Origin of the sequence: Serratia sp. ME47, assembly GCF_903970925.1 — a bacterium.
In the GTDB taxonomy this organism is placed as follows: domain Bacteria; phylum Pseudomonadota; class Gammaproteobacteria; order Enterobacterales; family Enterobacteriaceae; genus Serratia; species Serratia ureilytica.
This window is the reverse complement of record NZ_CAJCKE010000027.1, coordinates 42678-58848: the sequence shown is the minus strand read 5'-3', so window position 1 is coordinate 58848 and position 16171 is coordinate 42678. Positions and strand designations below refer to the sequence as shown.

General features: G+C 59.2%; 14 protein-coding genes, 1 tRNA gene and 1 other RNA gene. 9 read left to right on the top strand and 7 right to left on the bottom strand.

Going from position 1 to position 16171, the window contains the following annotated elements:
• Positions 1-92: 92 nt before the first annotated feature.
• Positions 93-204, bottom strand: an RNA gene (gene rprA / locus H7A77_RS21235) — antisense sRNA RprA.
• A gap of 258 nt (positions 205-462) precedes the next feature.
• Complete coding sequence (gene ydiK / locus H7A77_RS21230; RefSeq protein WP_042784360.1) at positions 463-1563, bottom strand: AI-2E family transporter YdiK; 1101 nt, start codon at positions 1561-1563, stop codon at positions 463-465.
• 245 nt (positions 1564-1808) lie between these two features.
• Between ydiK and H7A77_RS21225 the strand changes: the two genes are divergently transcribed.
• Complete coding sequence (locus H7A77_RS21225) at positions 1809-4865, top strand: FAD-binding and (Fe-S)-binding domain-containing protein (RefSeq protein WP_182074608.1); 3057 nt, start codon at positions 1809-1811, stop codon at positions 4863-4865.
• On the top strand, positions 4862-5278 hold the full coding sequence (locus H7A77_RS21220; RefSeq protein WP_182074607.1) for a hotdog fold thioesterase: 417 nt from the start codon (positions 4862-4864) through the stop codon (positions 5276-5278). Before H7A77_RS21225 ends, H7A77_RS21220 begins: the two co-directional genes overlap by 4 nt.
• A 45-nt stretch (positions 5279-5323) precedes the next feature.
• Here the strand turns inward: H7A77_RS21220 and H7A77_RS21215 are convergent, their stop codons facing one another.
• Positions 5324-5728 (bottom strand): hypothetical protein, encoded by a 405-nt coding sequence (locus H7A77_RS21215; protein ID WP_004931369.1) that lies wholly within the window; start codon positions 5726-5728, stop codon positions 5324-5326.
• 525 nt (positions 5729-6253) lie between these two features.
• Here H7A77_RS21215 and sufA point away from each other — a divergent pair.
• From sufA to H7A77_RS21180, 7 genes are all read left to right on the top strand, one after another.
• Positions 6254-6625 carry a Fe-S cluster assembly scaffold SufA gene (gene sufA / locus H7A77_RS21210; RefSeq protein WP_004931368.1) on the top strand — a complete coding sequence of 124 codons (372 nt, stop codon included), beginning with the start codon at positions 6254-6256 and terminating at the stop codon, positions 6623-6625.
• A 14-nt stretch (positions 6626-6639) separates the two neighbouring features.
• Entirely contained in the window at positions 6640-8136 is a 1497-nt protein-coding gene (gene sufB / locus H7A77_RS21205) for a Fe-S cluster assembly protein SufB (RefSeq protein ID WP_182074606.1), read from the top strand.
• Between the two features lie 43 nt (positions 8137-8179).
• Positions 8180-8926, top strand: coding sequence for a Fe-S cluster assembly ATPase SufC (gene sufC, locus H7A77_RS21200; protein ID WP_016927936.1), 747 nt, complete (start codon positions 8180-8182; stop codon positions 8924-8926).
• Positions 8901-10187, top strand: a complete 1287-nt coding sequence (sufD, locus tag H7A77_RS21195; RefSeq protein ID WP_149543273.1) for a Fe-S cluster assembly protein SufD — start codon at positions 8901-8903, stop codon at positions 10185-10187. Before sufC ends, sufD begins: the two co-directional genes overlap by 26 nt.
• Positions 10184-11410, top strand: coding sequence for a cysteine desulfurase SufS (sufS, locus tag H7A77_RS21190; RefSeq protein WP_182074605.1), 1227 nt, complete (start codon positions 10184-10186; stop codon positions 11408-11410). The genes sufD and sufS overlap by 4 nt, the downstream gene beginning before the upstream one ends.
• Before the next feature lie 35 nt (positions 11411-11445).
• Positions 11446-11862 (top strand): cysteine desulfuration protein SufE, encoded by a 417-nt coding sequence (gene sufE, locus H7A77_RS21185; RefSeq protein WP_047026200.1) that lies wholly within the window; start codon positions 11446-11448, stop codon positions 11860-11862.
• Between the two features lie 298 nt (positions 11863-12160).
• The gene (locus H7A77_RS21180) at positions 12161-13174 is read left to right on the top strand and encodes a L,D-transpeptidase family protein (protein WP_033652724.1); all 1014 of its coding nucleotides are present in this window, start codon (positions 12161-12163) and stop codon (positions 13172-13174) included.
• Between the two features lie 140 nt (positions 13175-13314).
• On the opposite strand, the gene H7A77_RS21175 is transcribed toward H7A77_RS21180, so the two are convergent.
• From H7A77_RS21175 to H7A77_RS21160, 4 genes are all read right to left on the bottom strand, one after another.
• The gene (locus H7A77_RS21175) at positions 13315-13551 is read right to left on the bottom strand and encodes a major outer membrane lipoprotein (RefSeq protein ID WP_004931354.1); all 237 of its coding nucleotides are present in this window, start codon (positions 13549-13551) and stop codon (positions 13315-13317) included.
• 308 nt (positions 13552-13859) lie between these two features.
• Positions 13860-15272 carry a pyruvate kinase PykF gene (pykF, locus tag H7A77_RS21170; RefSeq protein ID WP_033642909.1) on the bottom strand — a complete coding sequence of 471 codons (1413 nt, stop codon included), beginning with the start codon at positions 15270-15272 and terminating at the stop codon, positions 13860-13862.
• A 393-nt stretch (positions 15273-15665) separates the two neighbouring features.
• Complete coding sequence (locus H7A77_RS21165; protein WP_033652725.1) at positions 15666-15971, bottom strand: cupin; 306 nt, start codon at positions 15969-15971, stop codon at positions 15666-15668.
• A 121-nt stretch (positions 15972-16092) separates the two neighbouring features.
• Positions 16093-16169, bottom strand: a tRNA-Val gene (locus tag H7A77_RS21160).
• Between the last annotated feature and the right edge of the window lie 2 nt (positions 16170-16171).

The following is a 16171-nucleotide window of genomic DNA, read 5'->3' as shown; positions in this document are numbered from 1 at the left end:
GGCATTAATACCCGGCCGCAGTTTACGCTGCGGCCTTTTTATTTCTGAATGTAAATAACGGCGCGTTAAATAATCAATTTGGCGAAAAAAGAATAAAAAAAAGCCCATCGTAGGAGATGGGCAAAGACTACACACAGCAATTCACATGTATGGCATTACATTGTTAAGAAAGGTTGCTTTAAAATCAGTGATTTGAAGCAATAGATGGCCATAATACTAGATATTTGAACGCGACTAGTCATTAAGAATCATCCTAATCGATAGCGGTATCACCATTTATTTGCGGGCGTTATCTCTTTTTGCATTTTGCAGCAAACACGGATTTACATTGCACCTTTCCATTTGCCGCGCCTTAATCAATAAACAACGGCATTATATTTGGCGAAGATATTACCCGAATGAGGTAGGCGTAGTGAGAGGGGAAACTCTTCCGCCCGGCGATGCGGGCGGAAGGGAGGGCGATTAACGTTTTTCCAGTTCTTCGATCACTTGCTCCGGCGCGGTGGTCGGCTCCGGCGCTTCATCCATCCAGGCGGTCAGCAGGCGATAAGACACCGCCAACACTACCGGGCCGATGAACAGGCCGATCATGCCGAAGGCCAGCAAACCGCCGATAACGCCGGACAGGATCAGCAGCAGCGGCAGATCGGCGCCCATGCGGATCAGCACCGGGCGCAGCACGTTATCCAGCGTGGCCACCACGCAGCTCCAGACCAGCAGCACGGTGCCCCAGGTGGTGTCGCCGTGCCAGTACAGCCAAATGATGGCCGGCACCAGCACCAACAGCGGCCCCAATTGCGCCACACAGCAGATGAAGATCAGCATCGTCAACAGGGTGGCGGCCGGAATGCCGCTTACCGCCAGACCGATGCCGCCCAGCACCGACTGCACCAGCGCCGTCACGACCACGCCCAGCGCGACCGCGCGGATCGCCTGGCCGCCCAGCAGCACCGCCGCATCGCCGCGCGCGGAACCGAGGCGCACCGCAAAGTGACGGATACCCAGCGCGACCTGTTCGCCGCGCGCGTACAACAAGGCGCTGAACAGCAGCATCAGCGCGCAGTGCAGCAGCAGGCGGCCGATATGCGCCGCCTGCGCCACGAACCAGGTGGCGGTCTGGCCGAAGTATGGCTGTACCTTCGCCAGCAGCGCGGCGCCGCCGGCGTTAACCAGCGTATGGTAGCTGGTATAGAGCTTGTCGCCGATCATCGGGACGGATTGCAGCCAGGCGAGGTCGGGAATATGCAGCTTGCCTGGCGAGCTGGCCCAGGCGATCAACGGCGCGCTGTTATCCACCACGCTGCTGATCAGCAGGGAGATGGGCAGAATGAACAGCAGGATCAACAGCAGGGTCATGACCAGCACCGCCAGCGAGCGGCGGCCCCACAGCAGCTTTTGCAGTTTGAGCAGCAGCGGCCAGGTGGCGATGACCACCATGCCCGCCCAGGCGAAGCCGAGAATAAACGGTTGGATCACCCAGAAACAGGCGACGATCATGATGGCGATAAACAGCACGCCGAAAATAATTCGCGGTAAGTCGTAACGCGATTGCGGGAGTGGCATCAGTGGGTTCTCATCCTGGTCAATTAAATCCCTGGCACCGGCGAATCGGGGTGCCTGTCGGTCGGTTTATCACCGCCGGGCGGCCGCCTGTGGCGGCGCTCGCAGGGCGGTAATAATGTGAATGCCTTCACTAAACGAGTATGTTAGTTTTTAGTGTCACTAAAAAATAGGGTGGGTCTGAATTAAAGGCCCGATTCAGCGTACATCAGCGCATAAAAAATAGACGGACAGGGTCAAAAAAGCGAATGATCCCACAGATTTCTCAGGCGCCCGGCCTCGTTCAACGGGTGCTCGACTTTTTGGAAGCACTGAAGCAAAACGGATTCAACGGCGATACCGCCACCAGCTACGCCGACCGGCTGACGATGGCCACCGACAACAGCATTTACCAGCTGTTGCCCGATGCGGTGGTGTTTCCCCGTTCCACCGCCGACGTGGCGCTGATCGCCCGCCTGGCGGGGGAAGAGCGTTTCAATACGCTGACTTTCAGCCCGCGCGGCGGCGGCACCGGCACCAACGGTCAGTCGCTTAATACCGGCATCGTGGTCGATATGTCGCGTCATATGAACCGCATTCTGGAGATCAACGTCGAACAGGGCTGGGTGAAAGTCGAAGCCGGGGTCATCAAGGATCAGCTGAATCAATATTTGCGGCCGTTCGGCTACTTCTTCTCGCCGGAACTGTCCACCAGCAACCGCGCCACCTTGGGCGGCATGATCAATACCGACGCCTCCGGCCAGGGCTCGCTGGTATACGGTAAAACCTCCGATCACGTGTTGGGCCTGCGGGCGGTGCTGCTGGGCGGCGAGATGATCGACACCCGCGCCATGCCGACGGCGCTGGCGGAAACGATTGCCCTGGAAGAGACAGCCGAAGGGCGCATCTACCGCACGGTGCTGAATCGCTGCCGCGAGCAGCGCGCGCTGATCCTGGAAAAATTCCCCAAACTCAACCGCTTCCTCACCGGTTACGATCTGCGCCACGTGCTGAGCGACGATCTGCAAACCTTCGATCTGACGCGCATCCTCACCGGTGCGGAAGGCACGCTGGCCTTTATCACCGAAGCGCGGCTGGACATCACGCCGCTGCCGAAGGTGCGTCGTCTGGTTAACGTGAAATACGACTCCTTCGACTCGGCGCTGCGCAATGCGCCCTTTATGGTCGAGGCCAAGGCGCTGTCGGTGGAAACCATCGACTCCAAGGTGCTGAATCTGGCGCGTGAAGATATCGTTTGGCATTCGGTAAGCGAACTGATCGCCGACGTGCCGGATAAAGAGATGCTTGGGCTGAACATCGTCGAATTCGCCGGCGACGATCGCGCGCTGATAGACGGCCAGATGGAGACCCTGTGCCAACGGCTGGATGAACTGATCGCCCAGCGGCAGGCCGGCGTGATCGGGTACCAGATCTGCGGCGACCTGGCGGGCATCGAGCGCATTTACAACATGCGCAAGAAGGCGGTCGGGCTGCTGGGCAACGCCAAAGGGCGCGCCAAGCCGATCCCGTTCGCCGAGGATACTTGCGTGCCGCCGCAGCACCTGGCGGACTATATCGTCGAGTTCCGCCAACTGCTCGACGACCACAAGCTGAGCTATGGCATGTTCGGCCACGTCGATGCCGGGGTGCTGCACGTGCGTCCGGCGCTCGACATGTGCGACCCCCAGCAGGAAGTGCTGATGAAGCAGATCTCCGATCGGGTGGTGGCGCTCACCGCCAAATACGGCGGCCTGCTGTGGGGCGAGCACGGCAAGGGGTTCCGCGCCGAGTACAGCCCTGAATTCTTCGGGGAAACGCTGTACGAGGAGCTGCGCCGCATCAAGACGGCGTTCGATCCGGATAACCGTCTTAACCCGGGCAAGATCTGTGCGCCGCTGGCGGTGGATGCGCCGATGATGCAGGTGGATGCGGTCAAACGCGGCACCTTCGATCGCCAGATCCCGGTTGAGGTGCGCACCTCGTTCCGCGGCGCGCTGGAGTGTAACGGCAACGGCCTGTGCTTCAACTTTGACGTGCGCAGCCCGATGTGCCCGTCGATGAAGATCAGCGGCAACCGCATTCATTCGCCGAAAGGGCGGGCGACGCTGGTGCGCGAGTGGCTGCGTCTGTTGGCCGAGCAGGGCGTCGATCCGTTGGCGCTGGAGAAACAGCTGCCGCAGCAGCGCCTCAGCTTGCGCGGTCTAATCGAGAAAACCCGCAACAGCTGGCATGCCGGCAAGGGCGAGTACGACTTTTCGCACGAAGTGAAAGAGGCGATGTCCGGCTGTCTGGCCTGCAAGGCCTGTTCCACCCAGTGCCCGATCAAAATTGACGTGCCGGGGTTCCGTTCGCGCTTCCTGCAGCTTTACCATACCCGCTACCTGCGCCCGGTGAGCGACTACATGGTCGCCGGCGTAGAGAGCTATACCCCGTTGATGGCCCGCGCGCCGAAGGTGTTCAACTTCTTCTTCCGCCAGCCGTGGCTGCGGGAGATGAGCCGCAACGCCGTCGGCATGGTCGATCTGCCGCTGTTGTCCAGCCCGACGCTGCGTCAGCAGCTGTCAGGCCACCGGGCGACCACGCTGACGCTGGAACAGTTGGAAGGGTTGAACGCCGAGCAACGCGAAGAACACGTGCTGATTGTTCAGGATCCGTTCACCAGCTATTACGACGCCAAAGTGGTGGCGGATTTCGTCCGGCTGGTGGAAAAGCTCGGCTATAAACCGGTGCTGCTGCCGTTCTCGCCGAACGGCAAGGCGCAGCATGTGAAGGGCTTCCTGACGCGCTTTGCCCGCACCGCGCGCAAAACCGCCGATTTCCTCAACCGCGTGGCGCAGCTCGGCATGCCGCTGGTGGGCGTCGATCCGGCGCTGGTGCTGTGCTATCGCGACGAATACCGCGAGATCCTCGGCGCCGAGCGCGGCGATTTCCAGGTGCAGCTGGTGCATGAATGGTTGCAACAGCGGATCGCGGATCGCGCCGAACAGCCGGCGACCGGCGAACCCTGGTATCTGTTCGGTCACTGCACCGAAACCACCGCGCTGCCGGCCAGCGGCCAACAGTGGGCGGCGATCTTCGCCCGCTTCGGCGCCAAACTGGAGAACGTCAGCGTCGGCTGCTGCGGCATGGCCGGCACTTACGGCCATGAAGCCAAGAACCTGCAAAACTCGCTCGGCATTTATGAGCTATCATGGCATCCGACGCTGCAGCGTTTGCCGCGTCAGCGCTGCCTGGCGACCGGTTATTCCTGCCGCAGCCAGGTGAAACGCATCGAGGGCAATGGCGTGCGCCACCCATTACAGGCACTTCTGGAGATGATTGAGTGAAATTGTGGAAACGTGAAACATCGCTGGAGCAGCTGAACCGCGCCGGCGACGGCTGCATGGTCAGCCATGTGGGCATCGAGTTTACTCAGCTGGGCGAGGATTTCCTGGAAGCCACCATGCCGGTGGACGGCCGCACCCGGCAGCCGTTCGGGCTGCTGCACGGCGGGGCGTCGGTGGTGCTGGCGGAATCGATGGGATCGATGGCCGGCTACCTGTGCAGCGAAGGCGAACAGAAGGTGGTGGGGCTGGAGATCAACGCCAACCACCTGCGGGCGGTGTTCGATGGCCAGGTGCGCGGGGTGTGCCGCGCGCTGCACGTTGGCCGCCGTCATCAGGTGTGGCAGATAGAGATCTTCGACGCGTGCGATCGGCTGTGCTGCACCTCGCGTCTGACCACGGCGGTCATCGACTGATCCCCGCCGGTTTCCGCAGGCGATCGGCCTGCGGAGCGCTTCGTTTTACAGCTGAAACGGCACGCGTTTGACGAAGTCCTTCTGAAACGCGTTCGCCTTCTCCCAGGTGCCTTCCATCGCATATTTTTGGCAGATCAGCGTCAGCGTGTGGCGGGCGAAGTGGTAGCTTTGCACCCGAAACAGCTGGCAGCGCTGCGGATTGTTGATCTCGACGATCAGCCGGTTGTGCAGCTTGCTGAGCGCGTGCAGATAGCTGTCATCATCGCCGTTCTCCAGGCACAGATTGGCCATGGTGAGGCTGACGCTGTTGTACCGCTTCAGATGATCAATATTGCATTCCGGGCGGCGCAGCGCCGCTTCGGCCATATAAAAGTCCACCGTGGCGTCGCGCACGCTGAATTTGTAGTCATCAATCTTGCCCAGCAACCATGCGTTGATCGAAAGAGTCATTGGCTTCGCGCTCAAATTCAAATTGAATGATAATCATTATCATATAAACTGCCGCGTTGCCGATCAATCCCCGTGGCAGCGTTTTTTCATTCCATGGGGGTAAAAGGCCATCGACGGCCCAACTTAACCCAGAGCGACTAAACTTTAACTTAAAGGCCGCGCCTTGCGCCGCGGCGCAAAATGCCGATAAACGCACATTTACGACAGACAGAATGCAGAAATAGGTATTTTCTATGAATGTTTAGATCGGCAACGCACGGCGGCGCTGTAACGCTGACGGGCCACCGGGGAGTGCGGTACGGTGATGCAGGATAAAGAACAAATTCATAGGGATAGCATGCACGCCTTGCCGCCACACGCCGCAAGCCGCCACGGATGTCCCGCTGGCTTGCCGCACGCCGCAGCGAAAAACCGCGCTCGCGGCGGATACCCCCGCAAAACAAACGGTTGAAGTGATAATCGTTATCACTAACATATAAGTAACCCAGATTGGCTGTGGCCAAACACGAGTGTGAGGTAGACCCTATGCAAACGGAAAATGTCGGCACTTTTTCTTTGGACGAGAATGTCTGGCAAGGCATTTCGCTAAGCGACAGCGCCGTACGACAAATAACGAAACTGATGCAGCAGGATCCGCAGGTGAAAGGGCTGCAGCTAGGGGTAAAACAATCCGGCTGCGCCGGCTTTGCCTATGTGCTGGATCTGACCCGCGAACCCGCCGATGACGATCTGCTGTTTGAGCGCGACGGCGCCAAACTCTATGTGCCGCTGAAGGCGATGCCGTTTATTGACGGCACCACGGTAGATTATGTCCGCGAAGGGCTGAATCAGATATTCAAATTCAATAACCCTAAAGCTCAGCATGCCTGCGGGTGCGGCGAGAGTTTTGGCGTTTGAGCGATGCAATCAACATGACACGAAGCAATGTAGAAATGCCTAATGAAGTGCAGGCTTGGGTCAGCGAAGTTCGCTACAAAGAAGGTTTCTTCACCCAGCTGGCAACCGATGAGTTGGCCAAGGGCATCAACGAAGAGGTGGTGCGCGCCATTTCGGCCAAGCGCAACGAACCCGAGTGGATGCTGGAATTCCGCCTCGAGGCCTACCGCGCCTGGCTGCAGATGGAAGAGCCGCACTGGCTGAAGGCCAATTACGAACGCCTTAACTACCAGGACTACAGTTACTATTCGGCGCCGTCCTGCGGCAGCTGCGACGACGCCTGCGGTTCGCAGCCCGGCGCCGAGCAGCAACCGGGCGCGGCGACGGAAAAAGATTACCTGACCAGCGAAGTGGAGCTGGCGTTTAACCAGCTCGGCGTGCCGGTGCGCGAGGGCAGCGAGGTGGCGGTGGACGCTATCTTCGACTCGGTCTCGGTCGCCACCACTTACCGTGAAAAACTGGCGGAGAGCGGGGTGATCTTCTGCTCGTTCGGCGAAGCGATCCAGGAATACCCGGATCTGGTGCGCCAGTATCTGGGGCGCGTGGTGCCGTCCAACGATAACTTCTTCGCCGCGCTGAACGCCGCGGTGGCCTCCGACGGCACCTTCGTCTACGTGCCGAAGGGCGTGCGCTGTCCGATGGAGCTGTCGACCTATTTCCGTATCAACGCCGCCAAAACCGGCCAGTTCGAGCGCACCATCCTGATCGCCGACGAAGGCAGCTACGTCAGCTACATCGAAGGCTGTTCCGCCCCGGTTCGCGACAGCTATCAGCTGCACGCGGCGGTGGTGGAAGTGATCCTGCATAAAGACGCCGAAGTGAAATACTCGACGGTGCAGAACTGGTTCTCCGGCGGCGACAGCAAGGGCGGCATCCTCAACTTCGTCACCAAGCGCGCGCTGTGCGAAGGCGCCGGGTCGAAAATGTCCTGGACCCAGTCGGAAACCGGCTCGGCCATCACCTGGAAATACCCGAGCGTGATCCTGCAGGGCGACAATTCGATCGGCGAATTCTTCTCGGTGGCGCTGACCAGCGGCCATCAGCAGGCGGACACCGGCACCAAGATGATTCACATCGGCAAAAACACCAGGTCGACCATCATCGCCAAAGGCATTTCCGCCGGGCACAGCGAGAACACCTATCGCGGCCTGGTGAAAATCCTGCCGGGGGCGGAAAACGCCCGTAACTTTACCCAGTGCGACTCGATGTTGATCGGGCCGGACAGCGGCGCCCACACGTTCCCTTACGTTGAAGCGCGCAACAACAGCGCGCAGCTGGAACACGAAGCCACCACCTCGAAGATTGGCGACGACCAGCTGTTCTACTGCCTGCAGCGGGGCATCAGCGAGGATGACGCCATTTCGATGATCGTCAACGGTTTCTGCAAGGACGTTTTCTCCGAGCTGCCGCTGGAGTTCGCCGTCGAGGCGCAGAAACTTTTGGCCATCAGCCTGGAACACAGCGTAGGCTAATCGCCGCATTTTTAGCGCCGTCGGCGCTATCTGAGGACACAGCATGTTAAGCATCAAGAATTTGAAAGTCAGCGTGGAAGGCAACGAGATCCTCAAGGGATTGGATCTGGAGATCAAACCGGGCGAAGTGCACGCCATCATGGGGCCGAACGGCTCGGGCAAGAGCACGCTCTCCGCCACGCTGGCCGGGCGTGAAGAGTACGAAGTGACCGAAGGGGAAGTCACCTTCAAGGGCAAGGACCTGCTGGAGTTGGATCCGGAAGATCGCGCGGGCGAAGGCGTGTTTCTGGCCTTCCAGTACCCGGTGGAGATCCCCGGCGTCAGCAACCACTTCTTCCTGCAGACCTCGGTCAACGCGGTGCGCAAATACCGCGAGCAGGAGCCGCTGGATCGTTTTGACTTCGCCGATTTCATCGAAGAGAAAATCGCGCTGCTGGATATGCCGGCCGATCTGCTGACGCGTTCGGTCAACGTCGGCTTTTCCGGCGGCGAGAAAAAGCGCAACGACATTCTGCAGATGGCAGCGCTGGAGCCGGATCTGTGCATTCTCGATGAAACCGACTCCGGTCTGGACATCGATGCGCTCAAAATCGTCGCCAACGGCGTCAACTCGCTGCGGGACGGCAAGCGCGCCTTTATCATCGTCACGCACTACCAGCGCATTTTGGACTACATCCAGCCGGATTACGTACACGTGCTGTCCCAGGGGCGCATCGTCAAATCCGGCGATTTCTCGCTGGTGAAACAGTTGGAGGAGCAAGGCTATGGCTGGCTTACCGACCAACAGTAACGCCAACGCGTTGCAGCAGCTGTATCGTCTGTTCGAAGGCCGCGGCGGCGAGCGTTCGCCCCATGCGCTGGCGCACTGGCAGCAGGCGCTGAGACTCGGCTGGCCGACGCGCAAACATGAGAACTGGAAATACACGCCGCTCGAGGGGCTGCTGGAGCAGCACTTCCTTGAGCCGCAGCCCGCATCCGTGAACGCCGCGCAGCTCGAGGCGCTGGCGCTCGGTATCGACGCCTGCCGGCTGGTGTTTATCGACGGTCGCTACAGTGCCGCGCTCAGCGATGGCGATCTGGGCGACTACCAGTTCGAGCTGACCGCCTACGGCACGCCGCAGGCGCTGCCGGAGCCCATTCAGCCCGAAGTCTTCCTGCATCTGACCGAAAGCCTGGCGCAGGAAACCAGCCTGATCCGTCTGCCGGCCGGTAAAGCCCCCACACGGCCGCTGTACCTGCTGCATATCAGCAGCGGCCGCGGCGTGACGGGGGAAGTGAATACCGTGCATCATCGTCATCATCTGGAGATCGGGCGCGGGGCCGAGGCGGAAGTGATTGAACACTATGTCAGCTTGGGCGAGGCCGCGCACTTTACCGGCGCGCGCCTGACCGCCAACGTGGCGGACAACGCCGGGCTGTTGCACTGCAAGCTGGCGTTTGAAAGCCGGCCGAGCTACCACTTTGCCCATAACGATCTGGTCATCGGCCGCGACGCGCGGGTGAAAAGCGACAGCTTCCTGTTGGGCGCAGGCCTGACGCGCCACAACACCAGCGCGCAGCTGAACGGCGAAGGTGCCAATCTGGTGATCAACAGCCTGGTGCTGCCGGTGGGCAAGGAGATCTGCGATACCCGCACCTATCTGGAACACAACAAGGGCTACTGCGAAAGCCGCCAGCTGCATAAAACCGTGGTCAGCGATCGCGGCAAAGCGGTGTTCAACGGCATGATCAAAGTGGCCAAACACGCCATCAAAACCGACGGGCAGATGACCAACCACAATCTGTTGTTGGGGAAAGTGGCGGAAGTGGATACCAAGCCGCAGCTGGAGATCTACGCTGACGACGTCAAGTGCAGCCACGGCGCCACCGTGGGGCGTATCGATGAAGAACAGCTGTTTTATCTGCAGTCGCGCGGCATCGACAAACGCGCGGCGCAGCAGATGATTATCTTCGCCTTCGCCGCCGAGCTGACCGAAGGCATCGCCAACGACACCATCCGGGAACGGGTGCTGGCGCGCATCGCCCAGCGCCTGCCGGGGGAGGCTGCATGAGTTATCCGATTGAACGCGTGCGTGGTGACTTCCCGCTGCTGGCGCGCGAGGTGAACGGCCAACCGCTGGCCTACCTCGACAGCGCCGCCAGCGCGCAGAAACCGCAGACGGTGATCGACCGCGAACTGGATTTCTATCGCCACGGCTATGCCGCGGTGCATCGCGGCATCCACACCCTGAGCGCCGAGGCGACTCAGCAGATGGAAGCGGTGCGGGAACAGGCGGCGCGCTTTATCAACGCCGCCTCGGCGGAAGAGATGGTGTTCGTCAAGGGCACCACCGAAGGCATTAACCTGGTGGCCAACAGCTTTGGCCGCCACCGGCTGCAGCCGGGCGACGCGATTCTCATCACCGAGATGGAGCACCACGCCAACATCGTGCCCTGGCAGATGCTGGCGCAGGAGCGCGGTCTGCAGCTGCGGGTTTGGCCGCTGCAGACCGACGGCACGCTGGATCTGGCGCGGTTGCCGGAACTGGTCGACGCGTCCTGTAAACTGCTGGCGCTGACCGAGGTCTCCAACGTGCTGGGCACCGTCAACCCGGTGCGCGACATCATCGCCCGCGCCAGAGCCCTGGCGCCGGATCTGACCGTGCTGGTGGACGGCGCGCAGGCGGTGATGCACCAGCGCGTCGATGTTCAAGCGCTGGACTGCGATTTTTACGTGTTTTCCGGGCATAAGCTGTATGGCCCTTCCGGCATCGGCATGCTGTATGGGCGCCAGGCGCTCCTGCAGCAGATGCCGCCGTGGGAAGGGGGCGGTTCGATGATCCGTCAGGTCAGCCTGACGGCGGGCACCACCTTCGCCGATCCGCCCTGGCGCTTCGAGGCCGGTTCGCCGAACACCGCCGGCATCATGGGGCTGGGCGCGGCGTTCGATTACGTCGAAGCCCTGGGGCTGAATGCGATCCGCGATTATGAACAGTCGCTGATGCATTACGCGCTTGAGGCGCTCAAGCAGGTGCCGACGCTGAAAATCTATGGTCCGGCGCATCGGGCCGGGGTGATCGCCTTCAATTTGGGGGAACACCATGCCTATGACGTCGGCAGCTTCCTCGATCAGTACGGCATCGCCATTCGCACCGGCCACCATTGCGCCATGCCGCTGATGGCGTTTTATCAGGTGCCGAGCATGTGCCGCGCGTCGCTGGCGTTATATAATACCCGCGAAGAGGTGGACCGGCTGGTGGCCGGGCTGCAACGCATTCATCAGCTGTTAGGCTAGCCGGGGCGCGCCCTCGGCGGTACAAAAGGATCCCCATGGCGAATTTGCCGGACAAAGACAAATTGGTGCGTAATTTCTCCCGCTGTTTGAACTGGGAGGAGAAATACCTGTACGTGATTGAACTCGGTGCCAAATTGCCGCCGCTGGACGAGGCCGAGCGCCAGGCCGAGAACCTGATTTCCGGCTGCCAGAGCCAGGTGTGGATCGTGATGCGCCGCGATGAGCAAGGGCAGGTCGAATTCCATGGCGATAGCGACGCGGCGATCGTCAAAGGGCTGCTGGCGGTGGTGTTTATTCTTTATCGTCAATTGACGCCACAGCAAATCGTCGAGCTCGACGTGCGGCCGTTTTTCACCGAGCTGGCGCTCAGCCAACATCTGACGCCTTCGCGCTCGCAGGGGCTGGAGGCGATGATCCGCGCCATTCGCAGTAAAGCCGCTCAGCTGGCCTGATCCTTAACGCCACTGCTCTTTAAAGGCTCATTGATATATTCGCTTTGTCAATGAGTCTTTACAATCCGCCGTTTTCCCCAGGATTCATCCCCCAATTCAGTGATATTTCAGCAGCTTACCCATTGACGTTTCGTTGACAATCAGCGACGGCGATTACGTTATAACGTGTTGATTTTTAGAGAACTTATTGCCTTTGATGCCAGCGTTGCTAGTATTAATCAGGTATTGTCTGATTTACCCACCGCCAGGCGCTCGTTAGCCTTGGGGGCGAACCGTCATAAAAAATATAGGGATGATAATGAAACGTGCGTTGAGTTTAATGGGCATGGTCTTCGCCACCGTACTGGCCGGCACGCAGGCCGCCAGTGCGACCGAATACCCGCTGCCGCCGCCGGACAGCCGTCTGATCGGTGAAAACACCACTTATACCGTGCCAAACGACGGCCGTCCGCTGGAGGCGATCGCCGCCGACTACAAGATTGGCCTGCTGGGCATGCTGGAAGCCAACCCTGGCACCGATCCGTTCCTGCCTAAGCCGGGTACGGTGCTGACCATTCCGACCCAAATGCTGCTGCCTGACACCAAGCGTGAAGGGATCATCGTCAACCTGGCCGAGCTGCGCCTTTACTACTATCCGAAAGGCGAGAATAAAGTGATCGTCTATCCGATCGGTATCGGCCAGACCGGGATGCACACGCCGCTGGAGGTAACTTCCATCAGCCAGAAGATCCCTAACCCGACCTGGACGCCCACCGCCAACATCCGCAAGCGCTATCAATCCCAGGGTGTGACGCTGCCTGCGGTGGTGCCGGCCGGCCCTGAGAACCCGATGGGGCTGTTCGCCCTGCGTCTGGCGATGGGGCGCGGTGAATACCTGATCCACGGCACCAACGCCAACTTCGGTATCGGCATGCGCGTCAGCTCCGGCTGTATTCGCCTGCGTCCGACGGATATCGAGGCGCTGTTCAACATGGTGCCGCGCGGTACGCGGGTGCAAGTGATCAACGATCCGGTGAAGATTTCGGTCGAGCCGGACGGCAAACGCTATGTGGAAGTGCACCAGCCGCTGTCGCGTGTGGAAAGCGACGATCCGCAGACCATGCCGATCGCGTTGTCTAAAGCGGAGAAAGCCTTTGCTGCCGATGGGCAAACCGATCGCGCCGTGTTCGATAGCGCGGTTGTACGCCGCTCTGGCATGCCGGTGCTGGTCAACGTAGGGGAGAGCCCGTCTGAGGTGAGTTTAACGCCTGCAGCGGCTCCTGCGGCGAATAAGAGCCCATTCAAGGCAGCGCCAATCAGCTCGGTGAACTAAGGTTGCCGGATTGAGCGGTCGAAGAGGGGTTCAGCGTGCTGAACCTCTTTTTTTTGCCTGCAGAGCTGGAAAGCCCAGGCGACAAACAGGCAAAAAAAAACGGCGCACAATGTGCGCCGTTTTCAATAACCAAAGCTATCTTACTTTTTGTAAGCGTGAGCTTGGTTGTCCAGACGCTGGTTAGCGCGTGCTGCGTCGTCTTTAGCCGCTTGAACGTCAGAACGCATTGCGTTCACGTCGTTGCTCAGCTGATCAACTTTAGCGTTCAGAGTCTGAACGTCAGAAGACAGTTGATCGATTTTAGCGTTGCTAGAGCAGCCAGCCAGCAGAGTGGAACCCAGGATTACCGCGCCCAGTACCAGTTTAGTACGATTCATTATAACACCCTCTAGATTGAGTTAATCTCCATGTAGCGTTACAAGTATTACACAAACTTTTTTCGAAAGAGAATAATTTTTTAGTGTTGAGGTGCTTTATTTTGATCGTTCGCTCAAACTTGCATCTGGTTTTACAAATTAGTTAAAAAAACGAGGGAAAACAGCCGGCTTCCATGGGACTACTCCGATTTGTTATTAGCTAAATAATGAGCAGATCGCGGTTGCGTTTTGAGAAAAATAGTTTACTGCCGATAAAAAAAACGCCGCAAAGCGGCGTTTTGATCAAGATAATTATGTCACGTTTTATATTACAGCACGTGTACCGAGGCGGTGTTGGTGGTGCCGCTCGGCACCAGCGCGCCGGAAACCATCACCACGACGTCGCCTTTTTGCGCCAGGCCGCTGGCCAGCGCGGCTTCTTTACCGATGCGGTAGAAGTCGTCGGTGGAGGCGATTTCTTTGACCATCTGCGGGATAACGCCCTTGCTCAGCACCAGTTGATGCGCGGTGGTCTGGTTGGTGGTCAGCGCCAGGATCACGGCGTTCGGGAAGTATTTACGCACGGATTTCGCTGACTTGCCGCCGCTGGTGGCGACGACGATCAGCGGCGCGTCCAGTTTTTCGGCGGTTTCAACCGCGCCGCGGCATACCGCTTCGGTGATGCGCAGCTTGCGGCGATCGTTCAGGGTATCGATGCGGCTTGGCATCACGCGATCGGTGCGTTCGCAGATGGTCGCCATGATGTTGACCGCTTCCAGCGGGTATTTGCCCTTGGCGCTTTCGCCGGACAGCATGACGGCGTCGGTGCCGTCCAGAATGGCGTTGGCGACGTCACCGGCTTCCGCACGGGTAGGGCGCGGGTTCTTGATCATGGAATCGAGCATCTGGGTGGCGGTGATCACCACTTTACGCGCACGGTTGCATTTTTCGATCATCATCTTCTGGGCGAAGATCACTTCTTCTACCGGGATTTCAACGCCCAGATCGCCGCGGGCAACCATGATGCCGTCGGACGCTTCGAGAATTTCGTCGAAGTTGTTCAGGCCTTCCTGGTTCTCGATCTTGGAGATGATCTGGATCTGCTCGCCGCCGTGCGCTTTCAGGTGCTCGCGGATCTCCAGCACGTCGGAGCGTTTACGGATAAAGGACGCCGCCACGAAGTCGACGCCTTGCTCGCAGCCGAAGATCAGGTCGCGTTTGTCTTTCTCGGCCAGCGCAGGCAGCTGGATGGACACGCCCGGCAGGTTGACGCCTTTGTTCTCGCCCAGGTCGCCGTTGTTCAGCACCTTGCAAACGACTTCGTTCTCGGTCACGTTGGTGACTTCCATGCCGATCAGGCCGTCGTCAACCAGCACGGTGTTGCCGATCTTCAGGTCGGCGGCGAAGCCGGCGTAAGTCACCGCCACGCGTTCGCTGTTGCCGATCACGCTCTGGTCGGTGGTGAAGGTGAAGGTTTGGCCGGCGACCAGAGAGGCGTCTTTGCCGCCTTCCAGTTTCATGGTGCGAATTTCCGGGCCTTTGGTATCCAGCAGGATGCCGGCGTTGATACCGGTTTTCGCCATCACGGCGCGCATGTTCTTAATGCGGTTGCCGTGCTCTTCATAGTCGCCGTGAGAGAAGTTGAGACGCATCACGTTCATGCCCGCATTGAGCAGGTTGGTCAGCATTTCTTCCGATTCGGTTTTTGGACCGATGGTACAAACAATTTTGGTCTTTTTCATGGCGGAGTTTTCTACAAGTTGTGATGGATAAAAAAACGAATTTGACCGGCGTTGTTTACGCCGATAGGGAATTTGAGCCGTGCCTGGTGGTGAAAAACATAGTTAAGGATAGGTGACGACAGTTGATGTGGGGCGGAAAAATTCAGCCCGCGCGGGGGCGCGGGGATGCTGCGCAACGGGGTGAGATTAAATCGTGTTGTTATTGCGTTTTCGCAGATCAAGGGCTGAAACCATTCAACTGATAGACGTTGCGCATTATAAAGGCTAAGCGGCGGGAAACAAAATAAAAAACCGCGGCGGTGCGGCGGATATGTCAGAACGAGGGCAAATGTGGCGCAAATGCAACGCGTTGCGTACAGCTTGTTGCGCAAATAACCTTGCTGTAAATGCGGCTTAGCGCGTTTGCGGGATTTCCAGCAGCACACCGGCGCTCAGGCAGAAGCAGCCGCTGGCGACGTTGGCCGGCAGGGTCAGGCTCTCGCCGGCCCGCACTGTCCGCGTGTCGCCGCCGAGGGTGAACTCGAATTCACCCGATATCACCCGGGTTTGCAGCGCGTGCGCGGGTTTTTGCAGCTGGCCGAAGGCCCCGGTCTCGAAACGCACTTCCGCTGCCGGCGAACCGTCGCTCATCACGCCTTCACGACGGGCAAGGCCATTGTCGAGCGGTAAAAAGGCGGTGTTGGCGGTGAAAGTGGTCATGTGGCGTTCCTGATGGCTGATGGCGGTAGTTCGGCGCAATCGACATGAAAAATCGAGCGGTCGGGCAGAGACGAAACAGCGAGAATTATAACGCGATAGGGGGAGAGGTGAATCAGCAATATGGTGCGTCCGAGTGGACTCGAACCACCGACCCCCACCATGTCAAGGTGGTGCTCTAACCAACTGAGCTACGGACGCAC